Consider the following 17,449-nt stretch of genomic DNA (forward strand, 5'->3'; position numbering starts at 1 on the left):
CGCAATGACCAAACCCTGTATTATCTGCGTCGCCATCACAGGCTCTGTGCCCCGCAAGGAAGACAACCCGGCGGTTCCCATTGACGTGTCAGAACAGATCGAAAGTACGCATGAGGCGTTTGAGGCAGGCGCTACCATCGCCCATTGCCACGTGCGCAACGCGGATCAGACACCGTCATCTGACCCCGATAAATTCGCCCGCTTGCTGGAGGGGTTGCATCAGCTCTGTCCTGGGATGATCGTGCAATTCTCGACCGGCGGGCGTTCGGGCGCCGGGCAGGAACGGGGTGGGATGCTGCCTTTGCGGCCAGACATGGCCAGCCTGACCGTAGGTTCAAACAACTTCCCGACCCGCGTTTACGAAAACCCGCCGGATCTGGTCGATTGGTTGGCCGCTGAGATGCAGACATACCGGGTAAAACCCGAGATCGAGGCTTTCGACCTCAGCCATATCCATCAAGCTGCGTTGATGCGCGCGGATGGCCGGATTTCCGGGCCGCTTTATGTGCAATTCGTCATGGGTGTCAAAAACGCCATGCCCGTGGACCGTGAGGTGTTCGACTTTTACATCAAAACGGTTCAGCGGCTGGCCCCGGACGCGCAATGGTGCGCGGCGGGTATCGGGCGGCACCAGATCACGCTGAACGAATGGTGTATTGCCGAAGGTGGTCATTGCCGCACCGGGCTTGAAGACAATGTGCGGCTGGACAAGGACACTCTGGCCCCTTCCAACGCAGCACTTGTGCGGCGCACGGTTGACCTGTGTGACAAGCATGAACGTCCTGTCGCCACTTGGCAGCAGGCACGGCAGATCCTGGGGCTACCGATGCCAGGCGACGCGGGCTAAGGTCGGGCGATGACGGCGGACCCTTTCTCTCATCCCTGGTTAGGCGCGATTTTTGGCGATGCGCAGATAGCCGAATTGATCGGCGCACCTGCGATGCTATCCCATATGCTGACGGTCGAGGCTGCCTATGCCAGAGCGCTAGGGGCGGTTGGTAACGTTGACGCAACGCTGGCCGAACAGGCTGCACGCGCGATTGAGGCCGCACCCATTTCTCCGGACGATCTGCGGCAAGGTACCGAGCAAGATGGGATGCCGGTTCCCGCTCTGGTACGATTGCTCAAGCGTCATTTGCCGGATGACTTACACTCAGCGTTGCACACGGGCATGACCTCGCAAGATGTGATCGACACAAGCCTTGTGTTGGCATTGCGTCCGATCCTTGAGGTTCTGAGGCAACGGTTGATCAACCTCTCGTCTGTCTTGAATCAACTGGAACAAAATTTTGGCACGGCCAAGATGACCGGACGAACCCGGATGCAGCTGGCCCTGCCAATCCGGGTGGCAGATCGTATCCGCGTCTGGCGTGACCCGCTGTCTGGACTGCAAGACGGTCTGGATGAACTGCAAAGCAAATTGCTGCGGCTGCAACTGGGCGGACCGGTCGGCAACCGAGAAACGTTTGGCCCGTTGGCCGATCAGATATCCGCCCATATGGCCAATGCCCTCGGGCTGGAAGGCCCGAAGCAGGCCTGGCACACTGACCGGACAGCTTTTGTGTCGTTGGCGAACTGGCTTTCGATGGTCTCCGGCCACCTTGGCAAAATCGGTCAGGATATCGCACTCATGGCGCAGCAGGGCGTGGATGAGGTCAAGCTATCGGGTGCCGGTGGATCCTCGGCCATGCCGCACAAGCAAAACCCGATAAAGGCCGAGCTGCTGGTCACCCTGGCCCACTACAACGCCGCACAGATCGGCGGAATGCATCAAACCCTTCTTCACGAGCAGGAACGTTCAGGCGCGATGTGGAGCTTGGAATGGATGCTGCTGCCTGGAATGCTGCAAACCACCGGGCGGGGCCTGACATTGGCTGAGGCACTTTTGGAAAGCGTGCAGAGCCTCGGCAGCACCTGAGCCATTGAACCAAGGCGTCCAAAGTTCGGCTCCACTCGACGTCATCAACAGAGCGCGCGATCGGGGTATCGCCAACATATTTTGATTGACTTTGGCAAAGGCCCCTCACTACCGTTAGCACACTAACGAAGGCAGGCTTTGCGGATGAACTATTCCCAACCAACCGAATTGCCCGACGCACTTGGCCTTTTGGCGCAGCCCGGCACCCGTATCGTGGCCGGTGGGACGGATATTTATCCCTCAACGCCGACCTGGCAGCACCCGAACACCTATCTGGATGTCACACGCATCGACGACCTGACCGTGATCTCCCAAGCGGAAGCCTTCACGCGTTTTGGCGCAGCGGTGACCTGGTCCGATGTCGTGCATGCCGACCTGCCGCCCGCTTTCGACGCCCTGAAACAGGCCGCCAGTGAGGTTGGCAGCCTGCAAATTCAGAACGCGGGCACCATGGCGGGAAATATCTGCAACGCCTCGCCCGCCGCAGACGGGGTCCCGCCGCTGCTCGCGCTTGAGGCACAGGTCGAATTGCAAAGCGCAAAGCGTGGCACGCAGATGCTTCCGCTGTCGCAGTTCATAACCGGGATACGCCAGACCGCCTTGCAACCGGACGAAATGGTAACCGCCATCCTGGTGCCCCATGCACCTGCGGGCATGGTTTCAGGATTTGAGAAGCTGGGCAGCCGACGATACCTGGTGATCTCAATCGCCATGACGGCGGCCAATATCGTGCTGGACAGGGACGGTCGCATCGCAACCGCGCGCGTGGCCGTTGGGTCGTGCTCGGCCGTGGCACAGCGTCTGCACGACCTGGAAACGGATCTGATAGGCCAAAACCCCGCGGAGCTTCTGATCTCGCCCGAACATTTAGGGCAATTGAACCCAATTGATGATGTGCGTGGAACTGCGGATTACCGTTTGCAGGCTGCAATACAGCAGATACGCCGCGCCATCGGAAAGGCGGTGCGCGCATGAACCGACATGTACCAGGCACACCGATCTCATTTCGCCTGAACGGGGCAGAGGCCAGCCCGCTTGCCTCGCCCGGGCAACGCCTGTCAGACCTGCTGCGCGAAGGCCTGGGGCAGCGTGACGTCAAGATCGGTTGCGACGCAGGCGATTGCGGCGCATGTACCGTTCTGGTCGATGGCGCGCCGGTCTGCGCCTGCCTGACACCTGCCCATCAAGTCGCGGGCCGGTCGGTTGAAACGATGCTGGGCCTTGCCAAAACCGATCCCGTCGCGGCCCGATTGGGGCAGAGCTTTCTGGATCACGGCGCCGCGCAATGCGGGATTTGCACGCCCGGCATGATGATCTCAGCCGTGGCGCTGCTGCGTGAAACGCCGGAGCCGGATGAGACACAAGTCAAAGACTCATTGGGCGGTGTGCTGTGCCGGTGCACCGGCTATCGCAAGATCATTGATGCGGTCATGGATGCACCCGCTGTTGCCAAAGGTTTGGACGGTCGGATCGGCGATGCGATCCGGCATCTGGACGGCGACGCCAAGATTTCGGCCACCACGCAATATGGGGATGATGTGGCCCCGATGGGGTGCCTTGAGGTTCTGCTGATCCGCGCGCCCTTTGCACGGGCAGCATTTGAGTTGGGGGACCTGGAAGCATTTGCGCAAAAGGCCGGTCTGACCGCGGTGCTGACCGCGGCAGATGTAAAGGGCGAAAAGACCTATGGCACAATTCCCGGGTTTGAAGATCAACCCGTTTTTGCAGAAACGGAAACGCGGTTTCGGGGTGAAGCAGTCGCAGCCCTTGTCGGCGCGCGCGAGACGCTGCGATCTCTGGACCCAGCAACTCTGCCTATCACCTGGACCGAGTTGCCAGCCGTTCAGGATGCCAAGGCGGCGCAGGTTTCGGACGCCAGCCAGCTGCATGAGGGGCATGAAAACAACATCATGTGCAGCGGCAAAGTCACCTGCGGCGACCCCGAAGGTGCTTTGATAAAGGCACATGTCACGGTCGAAGGCCGCTTTGAAAGCGGATTCGTGGAACACGCCTATATCGAGCCCGAGGCAGGCTTTGCCGAAATCGTCAACGGCAGGTTGGAACTGCATGCCTGCACGCAGGCGCCGGTCATGGATCTGGATAGCCTGGAACGCATCTTGGGCCTGGACAGATCGCAGATCCGCATCGTGCCCACTGCTGTGGGCGGCGGGTTCGGGGCAAAACTGGACATGACGGTGCAGCCTTATCTGGCGCTGGCGGCGCTCAAGACCGGGCAACCGGTAAGGCTGTGCCTGACACGTGCAGAATCCATGCAAAGCTCGACCAAACGCCACCCCTCGGACATTTCCCTAAGGATCGGAGCCGATGAAAACGGCAAGATTTGCGGGTTCGATTTTCGCGGGATATTCGATACCGGCGCTTATGCCAGTTGGGGGCCGACCGTGGCCAACCGCGTGCCGGTTCATGCCTCGGGGCCCTATCATGTAACCCATTACCTGGCCGAGGCGACGGGCGTTTACACCAACAACCCGCCCGCTGGCGCATTCCGGGGCTTTGGCGTGCCGCAATCCGCCCTGGCGCAGGAAACCCTGCTGGATGAATTGGCCGACAAGCTTGGGATGGACGCGCTGGAATTTCGCATTCTGAACGCCCTTGAAAACGGTGTGCCAACCGTTTGCGGGCAGGTTTTTGATCAGGGTGTCGGAATCAAGGCCTGTCTTGAGGCCCTGCGTCCAGCCTGGTCTTCCGAGCGCGCCGCTGCGCAAGCGTTCAACGCCCAGAACCCAACCTTGAAACGGGGCGTCGGTTTGGCAACGGGCTGGTATGGCTGCGGGAATACCTCGCTGCCCAACCCATCGACAATCAAGTCCGGCATTCGCGCAGATGGCACCGTGGTCATGCATCAGGGCGCAATGGATATTGGTCAGGGCGCCAATACGGTGATCACACAAGTTTTTGCCACGGCGCTTGGGGTGGATGCCCGCGATATCGAACTGGTTGGCGCGGACACCGATGTCACGCCGGATGCGGGAAAAACCTCAGCCTCACGCCAGACCTTCGTTTCGGGCAATGCCGCGCGCCTGTCCGGTCTCGCCCTGCGCGCGGCGATCCTAGAGCGTCTGAACGTCGCCGAAGACGCGGACTTGCGGTTCACGGATGGCAGGATTGTTGCGCAAGACGCGGCCGGAGAGCAGGTGCTGGAGCTTGGCACGCTAACCCCCGATGCCGATGGATTTGTCCTGCGCGCGGCAGAGACATATGACCCGCCGACAAAGCCGCTGGATCAGAACGGACAGGGGCACCCCTATGCCCAATTTGGCTATGCGGCGCATCTGGCGGTGGTTGAGGTCGACACGACCTTGGGCACCGTCAAACCCGTAAAGTTCGTGGCCGCGCACGATGTAGGGCAGGCCATCAATCCGATGCTGGTCGAGGGTCAGGTGCACGGCGGCATCGCACAGGGCCTCGGCATGGCGCTGATGGAGGAATACATACCCGGACGCACCGAGAACCTGCACGACTATCTGATCCCGACCATCGGCGATATCCCCCCGATCGAGACGATCATCATCGAAGACAAGGATGCCCATGGGCCTTATGGGGCCAAAGGGCTGGGTGAACATGTGCTGATCCCAACCGCACCCGCGCTGCTGAACGCCATAAGACGCGCTATCGGCGTGCGCCCGCGCAAGCTACCGGCGACCCCTAGCGCCGTTTTCGCGGCCATCCGGGATGCCAAGCAATGAACGATACTGCAAAACCGGAAAAGATCCGCTGCGATGCGTGCCCCGTCATGTGTTACATCGCCGATGGCAAGGCCGGAGCCTGTGATCGTTATGCCAATCATGGCGGCGATCTGGTGCGACTGGATCCGCTTACCATCATTCAGGGCGCACAGGATCTTGTGCCTTTCATGGGCAAAGGCGCGTCGGATGAATGGGATGGCGACATCATCAAAGGCAGCCGACCTTTCGTGACTGCTGTGGGCGCGGGAACAACCTATCCCGACTATAAACCCGCGCCCTTCATCGCCAGCCAAGAGGTCGACGGGGTCGACATGGTCACCGTCGTGACCGAAGGCATCTTCAGCTATTGCGGGGCGAAGGTCAAAATCGACACCGACCGCCACATCGGCCATGAACGGGATGTTGTTCGCGTGGACGGCGAGCCGATTGGCCATGTGATGACATCGGAATATGGCTCGAAAATGCTGTCGTTGGGCGGTGTCGAACACCTGACCGGTGGCAGCAAGAAAGAGGGGCGCGTCACCTGCGACGCGCTGCTGCGCCTGTGCAATCGCGAAGCCGTCACCATGCAGATCGGCGAGGGCGAACACACCACCGAGGTCGTTGTCGCCGCCGGTCAGCCGCCGATCATCAATGGCGTGACGGAAAATCTGATGCGCGTCGGCTGCGGCTCGGCCACAATCGGGATGTTTCCCAAACAATGGATCGGGCACGTGGATGAAGTGGTTGTGGTCGACGACCATATCACCGGCGTTCTGTCCGAGCATGAGACGGGCAAACAATTGGACGTCCCGCCAACCGGCATCCGGATCAAGGGCCGACGTTCGACCCCCGGGCGCTATTTCCAGGTCGCCAATCCCGGCACCGGCTGGGGCGGGACAGACATTGACGACCCGCTGGTCATTCTGGGCGATTTCAAGCCCGACATCGCGTGGCCCGGATTGCGTTTGTTCATGGTATCTACAACCGGAGAACAGTCTGCCTATTTTGAACTGGACGACGATCTGGTGCCACAACCCAAAGAAATTCCTTCAGCCCTTGGCGCTTCGGCCAATCTGATTGCCGAAAACTGCGAACCCTCAGTGTGTTCGGTGCTGTTCATGGGGGGTGCGGGCGGTTCCTTACGCGCCGGTGTCACCGAAAACCCCGTGCGCCTGACCCGCTCCGTCAAAGAGGCGCTGACCCATGTGTCCTGCGGCGGTGCTAACGTTTACGTATGGCCCGGTGGCGGCATCACCGTGATGGTCGACGTTCTGGACATGCCCACGAACTCGTTCGGCTATGTCCCCACCCCAGCGCTGGTGGCACCGATTGAGTTCACCTTGCGGGTCAGCGACTATGCAGCCCTGGGCGGCCATGTGGATCAGATGAAGCGCGTCAGCGAGATCAATTCAGACGCGGCCCGTCACGTCCCGCCTAACCCAAAGGCAGGCGACCCGATGGATCGCGGAAACTATCGCTGGAAAGTCGGACCGGGATGAAACCTGTTGCCCATCTTCTACCCGACGGGCAGCGTCTGCACCTGCAGCATGGTCCCAGCGACCTGATCGTTTGGGCCGAAGGTGCGCGGCAAGACGCGTATTCCGCAGCTACCCTTCGGTTTCAGACCATCATTGCGGAGGTCGTGGAAGAGTTTGAAGCTTTAAGGCAAATGCTGTCACCGTTCAGCACACCGCCCAAGGGTGTTGTTGCTCGGCGTATGCACGACGCCTGCGTTCCTTTCGCCAGAACCACATTCCTCACGCGGATGGCCTCGGTTGCAGGAAGCATTGCGGACGAGGTTCTGGACGCAATGGTTCGCAACGCTCAGGTCAACCGGGCCTATGTCAACAATGGCGGTGATATCGCCTTGCATCTGAGCCCAGGCACATCTTTTGCAACCGCGATCAAAGGCCATGACGGCACCGACCTGGGTCGGATCAAAGTGACAGCGGACGACGGTGTGGGCGGTATCGCAACCTCGGGTCGCCACGGGCGTAGCTTGTCCCTTGGCATCGCCGACAGCGTCACCACACTGGCGGGCACAGCAGCACAGGCAGATGTCGCCGCCACGTTGATCGCGAATGCGGTGGATTTGCCCGGTCACCCGGCAATTACGCGTGAACCGGCGTGCGATCTGGATGACAATAGCGACCTGGGCGATCTGCCGGTTGTCACCGGGTGCGCTGAGCTCAGCTCAGAAGATCGAAATCGTGCCCTGTCAGCTGGCCGCAAATGCGCGGCGGCATTCCGAAACCAAGGGCTGATCACTGCGTCAGCTCTGTTCCTGCAGGGCCAATCCGAGATGACCGGCCCTTTCCCCGACCTTTCCTTACCAGAGACGCACTATGCCAAACTATAATCTTCGCAAGACCGCTTATTCGGTTGAAGAGATCTTTCACGAAGGCGGTCCCACCGCGGACATTCCGCTGCGCCGGGCGGCAGCCATCGCGGTGATCGAAAACCCGTTTGCCGGTCGGTATGAACCCGAAATCCAGTGGTTCATGGAAGACCTCAAACCCCTGGGCCTGCAGATGGCATCCCGGTTGGTAGAGGTTCTAGGCGGTGCCGATCAGATCGAAGGCTATGGCAAGGGAGCCCTTGTCGGCGTCGCCGGAGAGCTGGAGCATGGCGCGCTCTGGCATGTTCCGGGCGGCTATGCGATGCGTGAAATTCTGAACGATTCCAACGCGATCGTACCGTCGACCAAAAAGGTCTCCGGCGTCGGTGGACGGCTGGACGTGCCGATCACTCATATCAACGCTTCATATGTCCGCAGTCATTTCGACAGCATGGAAGTTGGCCTGAACGACGCGCCCAAGGCGGGCGAACTGGCCCTGATACTGGTCATGAGCACCGGTGCCCGCATCCACGACCGGATGGGCGGTCTGGCTGCCAAAGACATCATCGGAAAGGATGGCCTGAGATGAACGCAAAGATCCGCAAAATCGCAGTCAACATCGAAGAAACCCATATCGAAGCTGGGCGTCAGATCGCGCCTGCCACGCGCAAGGCCGTCGCCGTCGCCGTCATCGAAAACCCTTTTGCAGGTCAGTATCAGGAGGATCTGAGCGCGTTGATGGATATCGGCGCCGAGTTGGGCGCGTTACTGGGGCGTAAATGCGTTCAGGCATTGGGTATCACTCCGGAACAGGCGGAAAGCTATGGCAAATCCGCGATGGTCGGCGAAAACGGCGAGTTGGAGCACGCCGCCGCGATCCTGCATCCCAAGCTTGGTGCGCCATTGCGGAAAGAAGTGGAAAAGGGCGCGGCTCTGGTGCCGTCTTCCAAGAAAATGGGATCTCCGGGGCAGGTTTTGGATGTGCCCCTGGGCCATAAAGATGCAGCGTATGTGCGCAGCCATTTCGACGGAATGGAAGTCAGCCTGAACGACGCGCCGCGCGCCAATGAGATCATGGTTGCAGTCGCCGTGACCGACAGTGGCCGCCCCCTGCCCCGCGTCGGGGGCTTGACCCACGAAGACGCGGAGGGCAAAGACGGTCTTCGTTAAATCAAGGAAAATGCATCTTGGATTCGAAAACCGGTTATCGCCTGAGTGAACAGGTCGGATATCTTCTCCGGCTTGCCAGTCAACGGCATGCCGTTGTTTTTCAGAATCGGATTTCCCAAGGGCTGACGCCGACACAATTCTCGACAATGGTGCGGGTGGCGGAACAGGGGGCCGTCAGCCAAAACCAACTGGGACGTCTTGCGGCCATGGACATCGCGACGATCAAAGGTGTCGTTGACCGTCTCAAGGCCAAGGGGTTGCTGCAGGTCGCCGCAGACCCGGATGACAAGCGTCGGTCCATCATTTCCCTGACCTCATCCGGCAAAGACCTGATGAACCAGCTTTACGAGGACGGGTTTCAAATCTCGGAAGAAACCCTGGCGCCCCTGACACAAACCGAACAAAAGATGTTGCTCGATCTGCTTCGAAAGATCGCCTGAAGCCTCGCTAACGCACCAGGATCGCGCGGAAGTCATTGACGTTTGTGCCGGTTGGGCCCGGGGAAAATAAATCCCCTATCGCTTCAAATGCCGAATAGGCATCGTTGTTGAGCAGATCCGCCGCCGGGTTGCGCCCTGCCTCCCGCATACGGGTACAGCTGGTGCCGTCGACAAAAGCGCCCGCGTTATCCTCGGACCCGTCGATGCCATCGGTGTCTGCGGCCAAAGCGACAATGCCCGGTTCTCCGTCTATCTCTTGCGCCAGCGACAGCAGAAATTCCGTGTTTCGACCACCCCTGCCCTGGCCCCGCAAGGTCACTGTCGTTTCACCGCCAGACAGAATAACCACGGGTTTTTCGAAGGGGCGGTTGTTGTGCCAGACGTTTCGCGCCATGGCAGCGTGAACCCGGGCGACTTCGCGGGCTTCGCCTTCGATCGCGTCAGAAAGAATGACGGCTGGGATGCCCTGCGCTTCGGCCAGCGCGGCAGCGGCCTCAAGCGACAGACCCGCCGACGCGACAACGTGCACCACGTTGCCCTCAAACTCGGCAGCATCGGGCGAAGGGGCATCCGCCTCTTCGCTCTGCAAATGCCGCATGATCGCATCTGGCAACTCGATGCGGTGATCGGCAATCAGACGCAAGGCATCTGCGCGCGTCACATGGTCTGGCACCGTTGGCCCCGATGCGACCTGAGCCGGGTCGTCGCCGGGCACGTCCGACACCACAAGCGACACCACACGCGCCGGATGCGCCAAGGCCGCAAGGCGGCCACCCTTGAGACCGCTGACATGTTTGCGGATCGCATTCATCACCGAGATCGGGGCCCCGGATGCAAGCAGAGCCCGGTTCATGTCCTGCTCATCCGCCAGGCTCAGATCACCCGGCGGAGAAGGCAGCAGGGATGAGCCGCCGCCGCAGATCAGGGCGATGACCAGATCATCCTCGGTCAATCCCTGTAACTGTTGCGCAAGGGCCCTGCCCGCCTGAATTCCGGCTTGGTCAGGTACGGGATGAGACGCTTCCAAAACCTCGATATTCCGACACTCGGCGCCATACCCATATCGCGTGACAACGACACCGGAATAGGATCCTTGCCAGAGTGCTTCGAACGCTTGCGCAAGCTGCGCCGCTCCTTTTCCGGCCCCGATAACGACCGTCCGCCCTTTTGGTGCATCTGGCAGCTGCGGCTTAAGGGCTTGGACAGGATCCGCAGCATCCACCGCGGCCTGAAACAGCGAAGTCAGAAAAGCTTTGTCTTCCATTACAACCCGGTATCCAAATCACAATATTCAAGGCGGGCCATTGAGCGCCCAAGTGTTTGGTTGTTTGGCGCAGCCCGTCAGCTTGGTCTGCATCCCTGACAGATACGCAGCGGAAGTCAAACCAAAACGATTTCTGATCCCAAAATGAACGTGGTCGAAAGCGGATCTGCCACCATCACAGCGATGGGTCATTCGGCAAGCGCACCCCGAGCGCTTGGAGGATGTCGCCTGTGACGGCCAGCACTGCGTATTCTGCGCGGCGGGCCTGCGCCTCAAGCTGGATGACGCGTACTTGGGCCGTGTTCAACTCTTGCAACGCATCCAGAATTTGCAGCAAACTGCTGCGTCCGATCTCGAACTGGCTTTGGGCGGCTTTCAGCGCGTCTTCACTGATCCCGACCGCACGGCGGGCTGTGGACAAACGCTGCTGGATCGAATTGGTTTCTTCCAATGCCCTGGTCAGACTGCGCTGGAGCTCACGCCGTAGTGCATCCTCATCCGCCTCACTCTGTTGCAGGTTCGCCCGGGCCGTTTGAATATTGGCGCGGGCGGTTCCGCCTTGATAGATCGGAATATCTACACCCAACCGAGCCTGAGCACCGTCCTGAATGCTTCCCTGATCGAAATCCGTTTCCAGGATCGCGGACAGCGTTGGCCTGGTTGCGCGTTCTGCGATCAGTACCTCTTGCGCGCGCAGCCTGCTGACGGCCACTTGTGTCCGCAATCGGGGGCTGCTGTCGATCAGCGCGGCGGAGATTTTCCGCCCCAAACCCGGCGCAGGGGGGATGGCAGGCGTTTGTCCCGGCGGAACATTGAAGATTTCGACCCAGTTTGCACTTGCTAAGGCGACTTCTGTTTGTGCTTGCGCCAGTTCGGTTTCCGCATTTGATTGCCGCGCTTGCCCGGTCAGGAAATCCGCCACCGATCCCGCACCTGCGTCGTGACGGGCCTTTAGATCGGCGACCAGGGCAGTGGTTCGTTGCAAATTCTGCTGCGCCTGCGCCTCAAGCCTGCGGTTTCGATCCAGATCGATGACTGTTTCGACGGCCTGGAAACTCAGCGCGCTCAACTCCGAGAGTTCGGTGAGCCAGGCCTGTTCCGCCTCAACCCGGCGCAACCCGACACGCGCTGACGTTTTTCCCCCGTCATAGATAATCTGGCTCAGGCGCAGGATCGGAACCGTATCGCCATGTGATGTCAGAGAGGTTTCCGCATTTAGCTGCGGCAGAAACGCGCCCTTTTCAGCGGTAATGCGCGACTGGGACGCAGCAAGACTGGCTGCACCAGCGGCTGTTGAAGGCGCGCTGGCTACGCTGTCGCGGATCAGCCGGGCGAATTCAGTCTGCGCAACCGTACTTGCCAGATTGCCGGCCGCGTTTGGGGTTTGCACCGGAATCGTTGCCGGCGACCGAGAGACCTGCCCCTTTGGCAAAGTATCGCTGCACCCGACCAAACCGGTCATCGCAGTCAAACAAAGCCCTGCGATCAGGTGCTTTGTCGCAAGCCTTAACACCGACAAATGCAGAATTGATAAATACGCAAAATGTGTAGAGGTCAAAACCATCGCTGCACCGTCGCCTTAAACAACTTCTTTGTCTTGGACGCCGTCAGCTAACCGCCTAACCCTTAAGATTTTGCTTAAATACCACCGGTGCTTTGCTTGCCAATGTCTGGGTCGTGCGGTCTGACCAAAGATCGCTTGCCGACTCATCTATATTTCTATATTTCATGAATTATGCTAGATTCGATCACAGAACAACTTGCCACTCTTGGCCATCCGCAGCGCATTCTCGTGTTCAGAATGCTGATGCGACGGTTTCCCGACAGCGTGCCCGCCGGAGAGCTGGCATCCGGGCTGGATCTCAAGCCCAGTACGTTGTCGAACTACCTGAACGCGTTGCAGCGCGCGGGGCTGATCGCTCAGCAAAGATCGGGAACATCGCTGCTGTATTCCATCGACATGAAAAACGTGCAGCAAATGCTCGACTATCTGGTTGTCGATTGTTGCCGGGGTCGCCCAGACATCTGCATGCCCTTTGCAACGGGAAATGAGGCTAAGGCGGATCGAAAATTCAACGTCCTATTCATCTGCGTCGGTAATTCCGCACGTTCGATTTTTGCAGAATCCCTGCTGCAATCGATCGCCGCAGACAAATTCAACGTCTATTCTGCGGGTATCCGGCATTTTTCAGAACTCAACCCCTTTGCCGTTCAGGTCCTGAGGGACAAGGGCCACGACGTATCCGGGTTGCGGTCGAAAAATGTGACAGAGTTCACCGGCCCGGATGCGCCCGAGATGGATTTCGTCTTTACCGTCTGCAACCAGGCCGCAAATGAAGAATGCCCCGCGTGGGAAGGGCAACCCATCAGCGGGCACTGGGGTATCGCCGACCCAGTGCAAGCCACCGGGACGGATGCCGAGAAAAGCCTGGCCTTCCAGAACGCCTATGGCGCGCTCAAGCGCAGGATCGAAGCCTTCACGTCTTTGCCTGTCGAAAGCCTGGACCGGATCGCCCTGCAATCCGCCGTGGATGAAATTGGCCGCACGACAGCCAAGGAACCGTCATGACAACTTATGCCATAAATGGTCTGGGCCGGATCGGAAAACTGGCCCTTAAACCCTTGCTGGATAAGGGCGCAAAAATCGCCTGGATCAATGACGCGGTGGGCGACCCGGGAATGCACGCACATTTGCTGGAGTTCGACACCATACATGGGCGTTGGGACGCCACTTTCGATTACGACAGTGACAGCGTGACAATCGACGGAACGCGACTGCCGTTCGTTGGCACCAAGGACCTGAATGCCCTACCGCTGGACGGGGTTGATGTTGTGATCGACTGCACCGGCGTGTTCAAGACCGAAGCGAAACTGGCGCCCTATTTTGCCGCGGGCGTGAAGAAGGTTGTTGTATCCGCGCCCGTCAAGGACGGGCCGACGGCGAATATCGTCTATGGCGTGAATCAGGACACTTACCACCCTGACCAGCACAAGATCGTCACAGCAGCTTCGTGCACAACCAATTGCCTGGCCCCGGTGGTCAAAGTCATTCATGAAAATCTGGGCATCCGCCATGGCTCGATCACCACAATTCATGACGTGACCAACACGCAAACCATCGTGGACCGACCGGCGAAGGACCTGCGCCGTGCGCGGTCGGCTTTGAACTCGCTGATCCCGACGACCACAGGGTCGGCCACGGCAATCACGCTGATCTACCCCGAACTCAAAGGGCGCTTGAACGGGCACGCCGTCCGGGTGCCATTGCTGAACGCATCCCTGACCGACTGCGTTTTTGAGGTCGAGCGTGTGACCAATCCAGACGAGGTAAACCGGTTCTTCGAGGCTGCGTCCGAAGGCGAGATGAAAGGCATCCTAGGGTATGAAACCCGCCCTCTGGTGTCCACCGACTATACCAACGACACCCGGTCTTCGATCGTCGACGGACCATCGACAATGGTTGTGGACGGAACCCAGGTCAAAATCTATGCCTGGTATGACAACGAGATGGGCTATGCGCACCGGCTTGTGGATGTTGCGCTGATGGTCGGAGCATCGGTATGACGACCCGCCCCGAAGGTTTGTCGGCCTATATCGCCGTTACGGCGGCTTATTGGGCCTTTATGCTGACCGACGGGGCACTCAGGATGCTGGTGCTGTTGTATTTTCACATGATGGGCTTTTCACCGGTCCAACTAGCCTATCTGTTTGTTCTTTATGAAATCGCCGGGATGATCACCAACCTGGCAGCCGGCTGGATCGCCGCGCGGTTTGGCCTGACCTCAACCTTGTATGCGGGGCTGGGTCTGCAGGTCGTAGCACTGTTGGCTTTAACGCAACTGGACCCGTATTGGGCAATTGGCGCGTCTGTGGCCTTTGTCATGATCGTGCAGGGCGCAAGCGGCGTGGCCAAGGATCTGGCCAAGATGTCCTCGAAATCCGCCGTCAAATTGCTGGCACCGTCCGAGGGTGGCGGGCTGTTCCGCTGGGTCGCAATCCTGACCGGGTCAAAGAACGCAGTCAAAGGCTTTGGCTTTTTGATCGGCGCCGCCCTTTTGGCCACGTTCGGATTCACCTGGGCCGTATTGTCCATGGCAATTGTTCTGGGCCTCATCCTGATTGCGGTCATGATCTTCATGCCACCTGGCCTGCCAAAAGGGCGCAAGGGGGCCAAGTTTTCCGAAGTGTTCTCAAAATCAGCCAACATCAACTGGCTGTCCGCCGCGCGCGTCTTTCTGTTCGGGGCGCGGGATGTTTGGTTCGTTGTGGGTATCCCGATCTATTTCTACGCGGTCCTGTCGAACGGCACCGCAGAGGGCAACCGCGCCGCCTTTTTCATGATCGGCACGTTTATGGCCGTTTGGGTCATCCTCTACGGTGTGGTTCAGGCTAACGCCCCAAGGCTTTTGCACGCCTCTGAACGGACCGAGAGCGACCTGATCCAGGCCACCAAAAGCTGGGCGGCGGCCTTGTTCTGCGTACCCGCCGCATTGGCCATAGCGGTCTGGCTTTCAAGCGGGCCACAGACCTGGCTGACGGTTACTCTGGTTTTAGGCCTGCTGGGATTTGGCGCCATCTTTGCGGTCAACTCATCCCTGCATTCCTACCTGATCCTGACGTTTACCAAATCGGAAAGGGTCACGATGGATGTCGGATTCTACTATATGGCCAACGCGACGGGACGGCTTGTGGGAACCCTCTTGTCCGGCTTGACCTATCAGGTTGGCGGTTTGCCTCTGGTTCTGTCCACGGCCGCCATCATGATCGCCCTGGCCACGCTGACCACAGGCAAACTCGCCGCTGACCCTGCCGAGGCCATTTCATGAGTAGCTTTGAACGATACCTGACCGTCTGGGTTGGACTTGCGATGATCGGCGGCGTTCTGATCGGGTTGGCGGCCCCGGGGCTGGTCGGATTGGTCGCGTCGGCTGAGCTTGCCAGCGTGAACCTTGTCGTAGCGCTGCTGATCTGGGCCATGGTTTATCCGATGATGGTCGGCGTTGATTTCAGAGCGGTCGCAGGCGTGGCACGACAACCGCGCGGCCTGATCGTCACGCTGGTGGTCAATTGGTTGATCAAACCCTTTTCCATGGCTCTGCTGGCCGTGCTGTTCTTCGACTACGTCTTCGCGCCCTGGATTCAGCCCGAAGATGCCGCGCAATACACGGCGGGTCTGATCCTGTTAGGTGCCGCGCCCTGCACCGCAATGGTTTTCGTCTGGTCACAACTGACCAAGGGCGACGCGACATATACGCTGGTTCAAGTGTCCGTTAACGACCTGATCATGGTTGTCGCCTTTGCGCCCATCGTCGCGTTCCTGCTTGGCGTCACCGAGATATCGGTGCCATGGCAGACCCTGGTTCTGGCAACCGTGCTCTATGTGGTCCTGCCGCTGATTGCCGGATTGCTGACACGCCGAAAACTGGGCTCGACACAAGCGATCGAGGCGTTTTCGGCCCGCGTCAAACCCCTTTCGATTATCGGGTTGATCACCACAGTTGTCATTCTGTTTGGTCTTCAGGGTCAGACGATTTTGGCAAAACCTCTGGTCATTGTCCTGATCGCGGTGCCAATCCTGATCCAAAGCTACGGCATTTTTGCACTGGCTTATGGGGCCGCGTTCATGCTGAAGGTCCCTCACAGGATTGCGGCCCCCTGCGCCATGATCGGCACGTCCAACTTTTTTGAACTGGCCGTCGCCGTCGCTATCAGCCTGTTCGGGCTGAACTCGGGGGCGGCTTTGGCAACGGTTGTCGGTGTTCTGGTCGAGGTTCCGGTTATGCTGTCGCTGGTGGCTTTCGCCAACCGCACACGATCCCGATTTCCGGAACCCGCGACCTGAGCGGGCTATTTTCCCTTCCAGACAGGATCCCGCTTTTCCGCAAAAGCCCGCGCGCCTTCCAGTTGATCCTCGCTGGCATAGAGAACATCGACACTGCGCAGCTGCCGTTTGGTGATGCGGTTCATGGCATCCTGGAACTTGGAATCCTCGGCGTCGCGCACAATCTCTTTGATGGCCGCGTAAACCAGCGGCGGGCCGGAGGCTAAGAGACGCGCAAGCTCCCAAGCGCGGTCCATCAGTTGATCGGCTGGGATGATCTCATTGACCAATCCCCATCTGTGGCCTTCTTCGGCATCGAACCAGCGCCCGGTCAACAGCAGCTCCATCGCGATGTGATAGGGGATGCGTTTGGGGATTTTGACACTTGCCGCATCGGCCACTGTGCCTGAGCGAATTTCCGGCAAGGCAAATGTCGCATGATCCGCCGCCAGGATCATGTCGGCAGAGATCGCCAGCTCTAACCCGCCGCCACAGGCAATTCCGTTAACAGCTGCGATAACTGGCTTGTTGAGATCGCGCAGCTCTTGCAGGCCGCCGAAACCACCTACACCATAGTCGCCGTCTACCGCGTCGCCATCCGCTGCGGCCTTCAGATCCCATCCGGGACAAAAGAATTTGTCGCCGGCACCGGTCAGAATGGCGACACGCAATTCGGGGTCATCCCGAAATTCGGCAAAGACCTGGCCCATGACCCGACTGGTCGCCAGATCAATCGCATTGGCCTTGGGCCGGTCCAGTGTGACCTCAAGAATAGCGCCCTCGCGCCGGATTTTGATCGGGTCCATGTC

At 59.4% G+C, this 17,449-nt stretch carries 16 protein-coding genes; 13 read left to right on the top strand and 3 right to left on the bottom strand.

Going from position 1 to position 17,449, the window contains the following annotated elements:
* Positions 1-4: 4 nt before the first annotated feature.
* The 9 genes from ACR0AG_RS08340 (at position 5) to ACR0AG_RS08380 (ending at position 9,555) form a co-directional block, all read left to right on the top strand.
* Positions 5-847 (top strand): 3-oxoadipate:acetyl-CoA acetyltransferase, encoded by an 843-nt coding sequence (locus tag ACR0AG_RS08340; protein WP_480837833.1) that lies wholly within the window; start codon positions 5-7, stop codon positions 845-847.
* A gap of 9 nt (positions 848-856) precedes the next feature.
* Positions 857-1,918, top strand: coding sequence for a 3-carboxy-cis,cis-muconate cycloisomerase (locus ACR0AG_RS08345; RefSeq protein WP_480837834.1), 1,062 nt, complete (start codon positions 857-859; stop codon positions 1,916-1,918).
* Between the two features lie 144 nt (positions 1,919-2,062).
* Positions 2,063-2,893: an FAD binding domain-containing protein gene (locus ACR0AG_RS08350; protein WP_480837835.1), complete on the top strand. Its 831-nt coding sequence runs from the start codon at positions 2,063-2,065 to the stop codon at positions 2,891-2,893.
* Positions 2,890-5,625, top strand: coding sequence for a molybdopterin-dependent oxidoreductase (locus ACR0AG_RS08355; RefSeq protein WP_480837836.1), 2,736 nt, complete (start codon positions 2,890-2,892; stop codon positions 5,623-5,625). The genes ACR0AG_RS08350 and ACR0AG_RS08355 overlap by 4 nt, the downstream gene beginning before the upstream one ends.
* Entirely contained in the window at positions 5,622-7,106 is a 1,485-nt protein-coding gene (locus ACR0AG_RS08360; RefSeq protein ID WP_480837837.1) for a 6-hydroxynicotinate reductase, read from the top strand. Before ACR0AG_RS08355 ends, ACR0AG_RS08360 begins: the two co-directional genes overlap by 4 nt.
* Positions 7,103-7,966, top strand: a complete 864-nt coding sequence (locus tag ACR0AG_RS08365) for a UPF0280 family protein (protein ID WP_480837838.1) — start codon at positions 7,103-7,105, stop codon at positions 7,964-7,966. Before ACR0AG_RS08360 ends, ACR0AG_RS08365 begins: the two co-directional genes overlap by 4 nt.
* Complete coding sequence (locus tag ACR0AG_RS08370; RefSeq protein ID WP_480837839.1) at positions 7,953-8,534, top strand: amino acid synthesis family protein; 582 nt, start codon at positions 7,953-7,955, stop codon at positions 8,532-8,534. The genes ACR0AG_RS08365 and ACR0AG_RS08370 overlap by 14 nt, the downstream gene beginning before the upstream one ends.
* On the top strand, positions 8,531-9,115 hold the full coding sequence (locus tag ACR0AG_RS08375) for an amino acid synthesis family protein (protein ID WP_480837840.1): 585 nt from the start codon (positions 8,531-8,533) through the stop codon (positions 9,113-9,115). The genes ACR0AG_RS08370 and ACR0AG_RS08375 overlap by 4 nt, the downstream gene beginning before the upstream one ends.
* Positions 9,116-9,132: 17 nt before the next feature.
* Positions 9,133-9,555 carry a MarR family winged helix-turn-helix transcriptional regulator gene (locus ACR0AG_RS08380; protein ID WP_480837841.1) on the top strand — a complete coding sequence of 141 codons (423 nt, stop codon included), beginning with the start codon at positions 9,133-9,135 and terminating at the stop codon, positions 9,553-9,555.
* Between the two features lie 7 nt (positions 9,556-9,562).
* Here ACR0AG_RS08380 and ACR0AG_RS08385 read toward each other — a convergent pair whose 3' ends face one another.
* Both ACR0AG_RS08385 and ACR0AG_RS08390 read right to left on the bottom strand, forming a co-directional pair.
* Positions 9,563-10,819 carry a glycerate kinase type-2 family protein gene (locus ACR0AG_RS08385; protein ID WP_480837842.1) on the bottom strand — a complete coding sequence of 419 codons (1,257 nt, stop codon included), beginning with the start codon at positions 10,817-10,819 and terminating at the stop codon, positions 9,563-9,565.
* 175 nt (positions 10,820-10,994) lie between these two features.
* Positions 10,995-12,281, bottom strand: a complete 1,287-nt coding sequence (locus ACR0AG_RS08390) for a TolC family protein (protein WP_480837843.1) — start codon at positions 12,279-12,281, stop codon at positions 10,995-10,997.
* 273 nt (positions 12,282-12,554) lie between these two features.
* Between ACR0AG_RS08390 and ACR0AG_RS08395 the strand changes: the two genes are divergently transcribed.
* From ACR0AG_RS08395 to arsB, 4 genes are read left to right on the top strand one after another with little or no spacing between them, the layout of a single operon-like run.
* The gene (locus ACR0AG_RS08395) at positions 12,555-13,388 is read left to right on the top strand and encodes an arsenate reductase/protein-tyrosine-phosphatase family protein (RefSeq protein ID WP_480837844.1); all 834 of its coding nucleotides are present in this window, start codon (positions 12,555-12,557) and stop codon (positions 13,386-13,388) included.
* Positions 13,385-14,383 carry an ArsJ-associated glyceraldehyde-3-phosphate dehydrogenase gene (locus tag ACR0AG_RS08400; protein WP_480837845.1) on the top strand — a complete coding sequence of 333 codons (999 nt, stop codon included), beginning with the start codon at positions 13,385-13,387 and terminating at the stop codon, positions 14,381-14,383. Before ACR0AG_RS08395 ends, ACR0AG_RS08400 begins: the two co-directional genes overlap by 4 nt.
* The gene (gene arsJ / locus ACR0AG_RS08405; protein ID WP_480837846.1) at positions 14,380-15,645 is read left to right on the top strand and encodes an organoarsenical effux MFS transporter ArsJ; all 1,266 of its coding nucleotides are present in this window, start codon (positions 14,380-14,382) and stop codon (positions 15,643-15,645) included. Before ACR0AG_RS08400 ends, arsJ begins: the two co-directional genes overlap by 4 nt.
* Positions 15,642-16,661 (top strand): ACR3 family arsenite efflux transporter, encoded by a 1,020-nt coding sequence (gene arsB, locus ACR0AG_RS08410; RefSeq protein WP_480837847.1) that lies wholly within the window; start codon positions 15,642-15,644, stop codon positions 16,659-16,661. The genes arsJ and arsB overlap by 4 nt, the downstream gene beginning before the upstream one ends.
* 5 nt (positions 16,662-16,666) lie before the next feature.
* On the opposite strand, the gene ACR0AG_RS08415 is transcribed toward arsB, so the two are convergent.
* A complete protein-coding gene (locus tag ACR0AG_RS08415; RefSeq protein ID WP_480837848.1) occupies positions 16,667-17,446 on the bottom strand; it encodes a carnitinyl-CoA dehydratase in 780 nt (259 codons plus the stop codon).
* Between the last annotated feature and the right edge of the window lie 3 nt (positions 17,447-17,449).

This window comes from Ruegeria sp. H6 (genome assembly GCF_056532975.1).

Coding starts and splice junctions, on each gene's coding strand:
- ACR0AG_RS08340 (WP_480837833.1), top strand. CDS start 5: ATGACCAAACCCTGTATTATCTGCGTCGCCATCACAGGCTCTGTGCCC.
- ACR0AG_RS08345 (WP_480837834.1), top strand. CDS start 857: ATGACGGCGGACCCTTTCTCTCATCCCTGGTTAGGCGCGATTTTTGGC.
- ACR0AG_RS08350 (WP_480837835.1), top strand. CDS start 2,063: ATGAACTATTCCCAACCAACCGAATTGCCCGACGCACTTGGCCTTTTG.
- ACR0AG_RS08355 (WP_480837836.1), top strand. CDS start 2,890: ATGAACCGACATGTACCAGGCACACCGATCTCATTTCGCCTGAACGGG.
- ACR0AG_RS08360 (WP_480837837.1), top strand. CDS start 5,622: ATGAACGATACTGCAAAACCGGAAAAGATCCGCTGCGATGCGTGCCCC.
- ACR0AG_RS08365 (WP_480837838.1), top strand. CDS start 7,103: ATGAAACCTGTTGCCCATCTTCTACCCGACGGGCAGCGTCTGCACCTG.
- ACR0AG_RS08370 (WP_480837839.1), top strand. CDS start 7,953: ATGCCAAACTATAATCTTCGCAAGACCGCTTATTCGGTTGAAGAGATC.
- ACR0AG_RS08375 (WP_480837840.1), top strand. CDS start 8,531: ATGAACGCAAAGATCCGCAAAATCGCAGTCAACATCGAAGAAACCCAT.
- ACR0AG_RS08385 (WP_480837842.1), bottom strand. CDS start 10,819: ATGGAAGACAAAGCTTTTCTGACTTCGCTGTTTCAGGCCGCGGTGGAT.
- ACR0AG_RS08390 (WP_480837843.1), bottom strand. CDS start 12,281: ATGACCGGTTTGGTCGGGTGCAGCGATACTTTGCCAAAGGGGCAGGTC.
- ACR0AG_RS08395 (WP_480837844.1), top strand. CDS start 12,555: ATGCTAGATTCGATCACAGAACAACTTGCCACTCTTGGCCATCCGCAG.
- ACR0AG_RS08400 (WP_480837845.1), top strand. CDS start 13,385: ATGACAACTTATGCCATAAATGGTCTGGGCCGGATCGGAAAACTGGCC.
- arsJ (WP_480837846.1), top strand. CDS start 14,380: ATGACGACCCGCCCCGAAGGTTTGTCGGCCTATATCGCCGTTACGGCG.
- arsB (WP_480837847.1), top strand. CDS start 15,642: ATGAGTAGCTTTGAACGATACCTGACCGTCTGGGTTGGACTTGCGATG.
- ACR0AG_RS08415 (WP_480837848.1), bottom strand. CDS start 17,446: ATGGACCCGATCAAAATCCGGCGCGAGGGCGCTATTCTTGAGGTCACA.